Origin of the sequence: Ensifer sp. M14 (assembly GCF_003355565.1) — a bacterium.
In the GTDB taxonomy this organism is placed as follows: Bacteria; Pseudomonadota; Alphaproteobacteria; order Rhizobiales; family Rhizobiaceae; genus Ensifer.
The window spans coordinates 3,348,036-3,357,036 of the sequence record NZ_QJNR01000004.1 but is presented as its reverse complement, the minus strand read 5'-3'; the positions used below and the strand labels follow the sequence as shown (position 1 = coordinate 3,357,036).

Genomic DNA, 9,001 nt, shown 5'->3' with positions numbered 1-9,001 from the left:
CCGGCCAATCAACCAGGAAACCTCAGCGCAAGCACAAGATCAAAAACAAAACCCGTCGAAAAAATCGACGGGTTTGTCAGCAGTCTGAAGCCCGGACCAAGGTCCGGGCTTTTCTGTTCTTCCGAAGATCAGGCGCGGCTTAGAAGAAGCCGCGGCGCTGCCACCATCCGCCCTTCTTGGGCTTGGACTGGTCCTCTTCGGGACCTTCGTTCTTGTTCGTGACCGTAGAGGTCAGCACCGGTTCCGATGCAATCGTCGAAAGGTCGCGGTTGGCCCGAGCGGGCTTGCCTTCTTCGAGGTCCGCAGCGGCTTCTTCGATCGCTGCCGGTACCGGCTCGGCGACTTCCGGCTGGGCTTCGACCGCGCTCTGCGCTGCCTCGTCGGCGCTAACGACAGGCTCGTCGGCCTTGACGGCCTTCTTGCGGGTGCGCTTCGGCTTGGCGGCCTTCTCGACGACTGCTGCTACCTCTTCCGTGACGATCTCGGCTTCAGCAACCACAGCGACCGCTTCAACGTCGGCTTCCGCCGCTGCTTCCACGTCGGCCTGCTCGTCGGCTTCGCCGTCGGCGGATGCAGCAGCCTGCTCTTCGCCTTCGACTTCACCTTCGCCCAGTTCCGGACGGTTGCGACGGCCACCGCGCTTGCCGCGACGACGGCGCTTGCGCTTCTGCTCGCCGTCGGCGGTCAGCGCATCCGTATCGTTTTCGTCCTCGTCACCATCGGCCTCAGAGGCGTCATCGGCATCATCTGCAGCATCGGCATCCTGTGCGGTAGCACCTTCGGCCTGCTGGCTGCCCTTGCCGCGACGACGGCGGCGACGCTTGCGCTTGCGGCCGTTCTGGTCGTCGGCCGGGGCGGCAGCCTTCGGCTGTTCCTGGCGCTGTTCGACAACGACCTCTTCTGCTTCTTCCTCATCGAGATCCTCTTCGATCACGATGTCGTCGTCTTCCTCGGGCTCCGGCTCGAAGTGCAGGATCTGTTCGATCTTGACCGGGTTTTCGACCGGCTCTCCGCGATCGATCGCGAAGTGCTGCGCGCCGACATGGGCGTCAGCCTCGATGATGATCGAGACGCCAAAGCGCTGTTCGTAATCCATGATCGTGCTGCGCTTCTGGTTGAGCAGATAGAGCGCGATATCGGGGATCGTGCGAACGGTGATGTTGTGCGTCGTGTTCTTGAGCAGATGCTCTTCGATGCCGCGCAGGACATGCAGTGCGACCGACGACTGCGAACGGACGTGACCCGTGCCGTTGCAATGCGGGCAGGTCTGCATCGTCGATTCGAGGACCGAAGCGCGGATGCGCTGGCGCGACATTTCGAGCAGGCCGAAGTGCGAGATTCGGCCGACCTGGATGCGGGCGCGGTCGTTCTTCAGGCAATCCTTCAGGCGCTTCTCGACCGAGCGGTTGTTCCGCTTTTCTTCCATGTCGATGAAGTCGATGACGACGAGGCCTGCAAGGTCGCGGAGGCGCAACTGGCGCGCAACTTCTTCGGCGGCTTCGAGGTTGGTCTGAAGTGCCGTGTCCTCGATCGAGTGCTCGCGGGTCGAACGACCGGAGTTGACGTCGATCGAAACCAGCGCTTCCGTCTGGTTGATGATGATGTAGCCACCGGACTTCAGCGTCACCTGCGGCTGAAGCATGCGGTCAAGCTGCGCTTCGATGCCGGAGCGCGAGAAGATCGGATGCACGTCGCGATAAGGCTGAACCACCTTGGCGTGGCTCGGCATCAGCATCTTCATGAAGCCCTTGGCTTCCTTGTAGCCTTCCTCGCCGGAAACGACGATCTCGCTGATATCCTTGTTGTAAAGGTCGCGGATCGAGCGCTTGATCAGGCTGCCTTCCTCGTAAACGAGGCAGGGGGCCGTGGAGTTGAGCGTCAGCGTGCGGACGTTCTCCCACAGGCGCATCAGATATTCGAAGTCGCGCTTGATCTCGACCTTGGTGCGGTTGGCACCGGCCGTGCGCAGAATGACTCCCATGCCCTGCGGCACTTCGAGGCCACGTGCGATTTCCTTCAGGCGCTTACGGTCCTGCAGGTTGGTGATCTTGCGGGAAATGCCGCCGCCACGGGCCGTGTTCGGCATCAACACCGAGTAACGGCCGGCGAGCGACAGGTAGGTCGTCAACGCTGCGCCCTTGTTGCCACGTTCTTCCTTGGCGACCTGGACGAGCAGAATCTGGCGGCGCTTGATGACTTCCTGGATGCGGTACTGCTTGCGCGGCTTGCGCACGTGACGATCCGGAACTTCTTCCATCGCATCTTCTGCGCCGACGGACTCGATGATTTCCTTCTCGCCGTCGTGGCCGTCGTCATCATCGTCGTCGTCATCGCGGCGGCGGCGGCTGTCGACGTCTTCGGAGATCGAATCCGTGTCGACCATGGCAGCCATTTCGCCACCATTGCCTTCTTCGCCGGCGTCCGCCTCTTCGGTCGCTGCAGCTGCAGCGGCCTCTTCGGCGATCTTCGCCTTGGTGCGGCGCGGGCGCTTCGGCTTTGCCTTGGGCTTTTCAGCAGGCGCCTCGGCCTCGACGACTGCTTCGGCGGCCGTCTCGGTGACTTCGGTGGCGACTTCCGTTTCGGCGGCAATTTCCAGATCGACTGGTACGCTGAGCGCGGGCTGGGTCGGCGTTGCCGTTTCGACATGTTCGATGTCGTCGTCGCGTCGCGCCTCTTCGGCTTCCGCCTTCAACAGGGCCTGCCGGTCGGCCAGCGGGATCTGATAGTAGTCGGGATGGATTTCGGCGAACGCCAGGAACCCGTGGCGATTGCCGCCGTAATCAACGAAGGCCGCCTGGAGCGAAGGCTCCACTCGCGTCACCTTTGCGAGGTAGATGTTGCCGCGTATCTGCTTCTTGTGTTCCGATTCGAAGTCGAATTCTTCTATGCGGTTCCCGCGAACGACAACGACGCGCGTCTCTTCAGAGTGAGACGCATCGATAAGCATTTTCTCTGCCATCTAAGTTGTGCTCCTCGGCGCGACAACGGAACGGGCGGCAGCCATTCTTCCATGGGAAGACTGCCACTCGCGTCAAAGTTTGCGCCGGATGTGAAAGGTCCTGTCTGGTGCAGGTGATGGTGCAGCAGCCAGATGGCAGCCGGAACGGTGACGTTCCGGGGCCTCTCTACTTCTGACCGATACCGCTGAGTCAACATCATGACCAAACAAGAATGCCAATGTCAAAGGTCTCATAAAGACCCGATGAATGCGCCCGCTTGCGGGCTTGCCGGTGAAAAATCACCGCTAAGAACTCCGGCCACCGCCGGAAATTTGCGATCCAGTGTACGGGGAGGAAATGCAGCGACGGCGGATGAACACCTTGCGGCCGCGGAAAGATGATACGGTTTCAACCGGCAATTCCGGCTCGATCACTCCCTGGCGCCAAGCTCTGGAAAGCTCCGGCTGCCCGGCCGACGATTCTATCCCGTCAACACTTTCTCCTTGTGATGCTTTTATGTTTTCTATGTCACATTGGCAAGGGAAAAGCCTGTGCCGCCACAATAATGATCGATTCGCTTGCCCCGGTAGAGTAGGTCGGGGAACGGCGAATCGTATGCCTTGTCCGCGTTGCTTAAGGAGCGCTGTCAAGCTTTGGTTAACCATAAGGGTTCATTGATCAAGGGATGTCGCGGTGTGCGCGGGCGGATGCCCGGCGCGTTGGCCGCTCGGATTTCGTGGATTGACGGAGAGACCGGGGTGAAGCCTTCGGCTGTTCATAGGGGCGCTTCACTGTTGTCAGCATTGCTGCGCGGTGGCGCGCGTGTCGTGACCTCAGTGTTCGTTGCAGGGGCATTGATGGTGCCCGGACCGGTGGCGCATGCGGCCGAGCCCGCGCCTTTGCTGGCATTCGGCGCACGGGTTGCCGGTGACGACGCACGCACGCGCGTCGTCGTCGAGTTCGACCGGAAGCCCGACTTTTCGATTCATTATGTGGCAAACCCGGTGCGGGTCGTCGTCGATCTGCCGGAAACCGCCTTTGGCCTGAAGGCCGAGAGTCTGGAGCCGCGCGGATTGTTCGAGGCCATCCGCTATGGCGGCATGGGTGCTGGCAGTTCTCGCCTTGTGCTATCGGCAAACGGGCCTGTCGCGGTCACCAACGCCGAAGTCATCGAGGAGGAGGGCGGTAAGAGTTATCGCCTGGTCATCGATGCCGAGAAGGTCGATCAGACCCGCTTCGATGCGCTCCTGGGTGACCAGCAATGGACGGGTTCCGTTGTCTCGGCAAAAACGGACAGGCCGACGATCGCGCCCGCCGAAAAGGGCGGCGCCTTCGTGATTGCCATCGATGCCGGCCACGGCGGTATTGATACCGGAGCGATCGGCGGAGCCACCAAGACCGAGGAAAAACACGTCACGCTTGCCTTTGCGCAGGAGCTGGCTGCCACCCTCAGCCGTGAAAGCGGCATCGAAGCCTTTCTGACGCGCGACAAGGATGTCTTTTTGTCGTTGCCGCAGCGGGTGCAGATCGCCCGCAACAAGGGCGCCAATCTTTTCATTTCGATCCATGCCGACACGCTACGGCAGAAGGACATCCGCGGCGCGACCGTCTATACGATTTCCGACAAGGCGTCTGATCATTTGGCCGCCGACCTGGCGCAGCGTGAAAACCTCTCCGACGAGATTGCCGGCGTGCCGCTCCAGAGCGAGCCTGCGGAAGTCGCCGATATCCTGATTGATCTGACGCGCCGCGAGACCCAGGCTTTCTCGGTCAATATGGCACGCACCGTGGTGTCGTCCTTCGAAGGACAGATCAATCTCATCAACAATCCGCACCGTCATGCGGGCTTCCGAGTGCTGCAGGCGCCAGATGTTCCGTCAATCCTGCTCGAGCTCGGTTTCATGTCGAACAAGGACGACGAGAAGCTGCTGCTCGATCCGGAATGGCGAAAGAAAGTATCCGGCCTTCTTGCGGTTGCCATCAAGCGATACCGTGATCAGGCCGTTGCAAACGGCGGCTAGGGTTTGGCCGCGACAAGCTGTTTGACGGCGTGGCATAGGAAGTGATTTGTGTCGCCTCGGTAACAGCGATATGCTTTTCAACAGGATGCGCACTCGATAATCGGTAACAAGCCCTATTTTACGCACAATCCGGGACCTATCCCGAATTGCGCCCGGATTTGTTGGGAAACAGTGTTGATGCCCGGTGCCCCTCGCCATATGAGGAGCTGGGTGGGCGCGTGTAGCCGCGATGCCAGACGATTTCTGATGGAAGCGTTTGGCCAGGCCGACGGAATGTGGACCGATGGGACGGAAAGCGTCCTGATCGGTTTTGCGGTCTGGCAATTGGACGATAATAAGGTACCGGTATCTGACTGATGATCAGACTGATTGGATATTTCTTCGGCATTGGTGCGTTCTTGCTGCTCGGTGTCGCCGCGGCCGTTGCCATCTATCTCGGCAGCGTCACCAAAGATTTGCCGGATTACGAGGTGTTGGCGAAGTATTCACCGCCGGTCACCACGCGCTTTCACGCCGGTAACGGCGCGCTGATGGCGGAGTATGCCCGCGAGCGGCGCCTCTATCTGCCGATCCAGGCGATCCCGGACCGCGTCAAGGCGGCGTTCATCTCGGCAGAAGACAAGAACTTCTATCAGCACCCCGGCGTCGATATCACCGGTCTGGCGCGTGCCATCGCCGTCAACCTCCAGAATTTCGGATCGGGTCGCCGCCCGGTCGGCGCGTCGACGATCACCCAGCAGGTCGCCAAGAACTTCCTGCTTTCGTCGGACCAGACGATCGACCGTAAGGTCAAGGAAGCGATCCTCTCCTTCCGCATCGAGCAGGCCTATAGCAAGGACCGTATTCTCGAGCTCTATCTCAACGAGATTTTCTTCGGCCTCAACTCCTACGGCATCGCCGGTGCGGCGCTCACCTATTTCGACAAATCGGTGACGGAACTGACCATCGCTGAGACGGCATACCTTGCGGCTCTGCCGAAGGGCCCGGCCAATTACCACCCCTTCCGCAAGGCGGATGCCGCGATCGAGCGGCGCAACTGGGTCATCGACCGCATGGTCGAGAACGGCTACGTCACCAAGACCGACGGGGAAGACGCCAAGAAGCAGCCGCTCGGCGTCAATCCGCGCCGCGGTGGCGCCCATCTCTTTGCTTCCGATTTCTTCGCCGAGGAAGTGCGCCGGCAGATCATCCAGAAATACGGCGACAATGCCCTTTATGAAGGTGGCCTTTCGGTCCGCACCTCGCTCGATCCGCGCATGCAGATCGCAGCGCGCAAGGCGCTGCAGGACGGGCTGCTCAGCTATGACGAGCGTCGCGGTTTCCACGGCCCGGTCAAGTCGATCGAGATCGGCGGCGACTGGGGTGAGCCGCTCGGCAAGGTCGTTGCCCTGGCTGACGTGCCGGAGTGGAAATTGGCGGTCGTGCTCTCTGCCGATGGCCAAGGTGTCGAGATCGGCATCCAGCCGGACAAGGAAGCGTCCGGCAAGATCATCGCCGAACGCGTGACCGGCCATATCTCCGCCAAGAACATGCAGTGGGCCTATCGCTCGGCTGGCGGCGAACGCAAATCCGCCAAGTCGCCGGAGGGTGTGCTCGGTCCAGGCGACGTCGTCTATGTCGAGCCGCTGGCGGAGAAGGGCGAGTATCGCCTGCGTCAGCCGCCGAAGGTTCAGGGCGGCCTCGTCGCCATGGATCCGCAGACTGGCCGCGTGCTCGCCATGGTCGGCGGTTTCTCCTACGGTCAGTCGGAATTCAACCGCGCGACCCAGGCGATGCGCCAGCCGGGCTCCTCGTTCAAGCCGTTCGTCTATGCGGCAGCGCTCGACAACGGCTACACGCCCGCATCCGTCATTCTCGATGCGCCGATCGAAATCGTCGCCGGCGGCCAGGTCTGGCGCCCGGAAAACTACGGTGGCGGTTCGGCCGGCCCGTCGACGCTGCGCCTCGGCATCGAGAAGTCGCGCAACCTGATGACGGTTCGCCTCGCCAATGACATGGGCATGAACATCGTTGCCGAATATGCCGAACGCTTCGGCATCTACGACAAGATGCCGCCGCTGCTGGCGATGTCGCTGGGCTCGGGCGAAACCACCGTTCTGCGCATGGTTTCGGCCTATTCGGTTCTTGCCAATGGCGGCAAGCAGATCAAGCCGTCGCTGATCGACCGCATCCAGGACCGCTACGGCAAGACGATCTTCCGTCACGAAGACCGGACCTGCGACAATTGTAATGCGGGCGATTGGGCCGAGCAGGAAGAGCCTGTGCTGACCGACAACCGCGAGCAGGTTCTCGACCCGATGACCTCCTACCAGATCACTTCGATGATGGAGGGTGTGGTTCTCAGAGGTACGGCCGCCGGCAAGATCAAGCTCGATCGCCCGGTCGCCGGCAAGACCGGTACGACCAACGATGAAAAGGACGCCTGGTTCGTCGGCTATACGCCCGATCTTGTCGCCGGCCTTTACCTCGGCTTCGATAATCCGGCACCGCTCGGCCGCGGCGCCACCGGCGGCAGCCTCGCCGTGCCGATCTTCAACAACTTCATGCAGGAGGCCGTAAAGGGCTCGCGTCCCGGCAAATTCGTGGTGCCGGAAGGCATGAACATGATCGCCGTCAACCGCAAGACCGGCATGGCTGCCTATGAGGGCGAGCCGGACACGATCATCGAAGCCTTCAAGCCCGGCACTGGCCCGGCCGATACCTTCTCGGTCATCGGTGGCCTCGATCAGTACGTGCCGCCTGAGGAAATTTTGAAGAATTCTCCGCAGGCCAACCAGGCCGTCACCTCCGGTTCCAACGGCCTGTTCTAGGCCTTTCCCCGTCTCGCAATGCCCGCCGCCTTTACATCAGCGGCGGGCATCGCTATTTGACGCTCACGTTAAATCGGGTTCACAAGAAGCAGGATCATGCGCAGCGAAATCGAGAACATTGTCGACGAAATCAAGCAGGCCATAAGCCTGCTGAGGAGGCATCTTTGACTGGGATCAGGCGGTAAGACGACTGGACTGGTTGAACAACAAGGCGGAAGATCCGTCGCTGTGGAATGATGCTGCCGAAGCGCAGAAACTGATGCGCGAGCGCCAGCAGCTCGACGATGGCGTCAACGGCCTGCGCCGCTTCGAGCAGCAGCTCCGCGACAACATCGAACTGATCGAACTCGGCGAGGAAGAGGGCGACGCTGACATCGTTGCCGATGCCGAGCAGGCGTTGCGCGAGTTGCGCAACGAAGCGGCCAAGAAGCAGGTCGAGGCGATGCTGTCGGGCGAGGCCGATCAGAACGACACCTATCTCGAGGTGCATTCCGGTGCCGGCGGCACCGAGAGCCAGGACTGGGCCAACATGCTGTTGCGCATGTACACCCGCTGGTCCGAGCGCCAGGGATACAAGGTCGAACTGATGGAAATTCAGGACGGCGAAGAGGCTGGCATCAAATCGGCGACGCTGCTCGTCAAGGGTCACAATGCCTATGGCTGGCTGAAAACGGAATCGGGCGTTCACCGCCTGGTTCGTATTTCGCCTTACGACAGCAACGCCCGTCGCCATACGTCGTTCTCATCGATCTGGGTTTACCCGGTTGTCGACGACTCGATCCAGATCGACATCAACGAGAGCGATTGCCGCATTGACACCTATCGCTCTTCGGGCGCCGGCGGCCAGCACGTCAACACGACAGACTCGGCCGTGCGCATCACGCACATGCCGTCCGGCATCGTCGTGCAGTGCCAGCAGGAACGTTCGCAGCACAAGAACCGGGCCAAGGCCTGGGACATGCTGCGCGCCCGTCTCTACGAGTCCGAGCTGAAGAAGCGCGAAGACGCGGCCAATGCCGAAGCGGCTTCGAAGACCGATATCGGCTGGGGCCACCAGATCCGGTCCTACGTGCTGCAGCCTTACCAGTTGGTCAAGGACCTGCGCACCGGCGTCGAAAGCACGGCGCCGGGCGATGTGCTCGACGGTGAGCTGAACGAGTTCATGGAGGCAGCCCTTGCCCACCGCGTCAGCGGCGGTGCGGATGCTGCTGTGGATGACTTGAACTAGCGT

General features: G+C 61.3%; 4 protein-coding genes. 3 read left to right on the top strand and 1 reads right to left on the bottom strand.

From position 1 onward, the window contains the following. Positions 1 to 139: 139 nt before the first annotated feature. Entirely contained in the window at positions 140 to 2,959 is a 2,820-nt protein-coding gene (locus BLJAPNOD_RS16340) for a ribonuclease E/G (RefSeq protein ID WP_199565949.1), read from the bottom strand. Positions 2,960 to 3,796: 837 nt separating this feature from the next. Here BLJAPNOD_RS16340 and BLJAPNOD_RS16330 point away from each other — a divergent pair. The 3 genes from BLJAPNOD_RS16330 (at position 3,797) to prfB (ending at position 8,998) form a co-directional block, all read left to right on the top strand. Beyond that, entirely contained in the window at positions 3,797 to 4,960 is a 1,164-nt protein-coding gene (locus tag BLJAPNOD_RS16330; protein ID WP_171986775.1) for an N-acetylmuramoyl-L-alanine amidase, read from the top strand. Positions 4,961 to 5,316: 356 nt separating this feature from the next. Beyond that, on the top strand, positions 5,317 to 7,770 hold the full coding sequence (locus tag BLJAPNOD_RS16325; RefSeq protein WP_077498440.1) for a penicillin-binding protein 1A: 2,454 nt from the start codon (positions 5,317 to 5,319) through the stop codon (positions 7,768 to 7,770). A gap of 96 nt (positions 7,771 to 7,866) precedes the next feature. After that, positions 7,867 to 8,998 (top strand): peptide chain release factor 2 gene (gene prfB, locus BLJAPNOD_RS16320; RefSeq protein ID WP_115420497.1). Its coding sequence is split into 2 segments (ribosomal slippage): positions 7,867 to 7,935 and positions 7,937 to 8,998, totalling 1,131 coding nucleotides; the frame shifts between segments, so codons are not numbered across the junction. Positions 8,999 to 9,001: the final 3 nt, after the last annotated feature.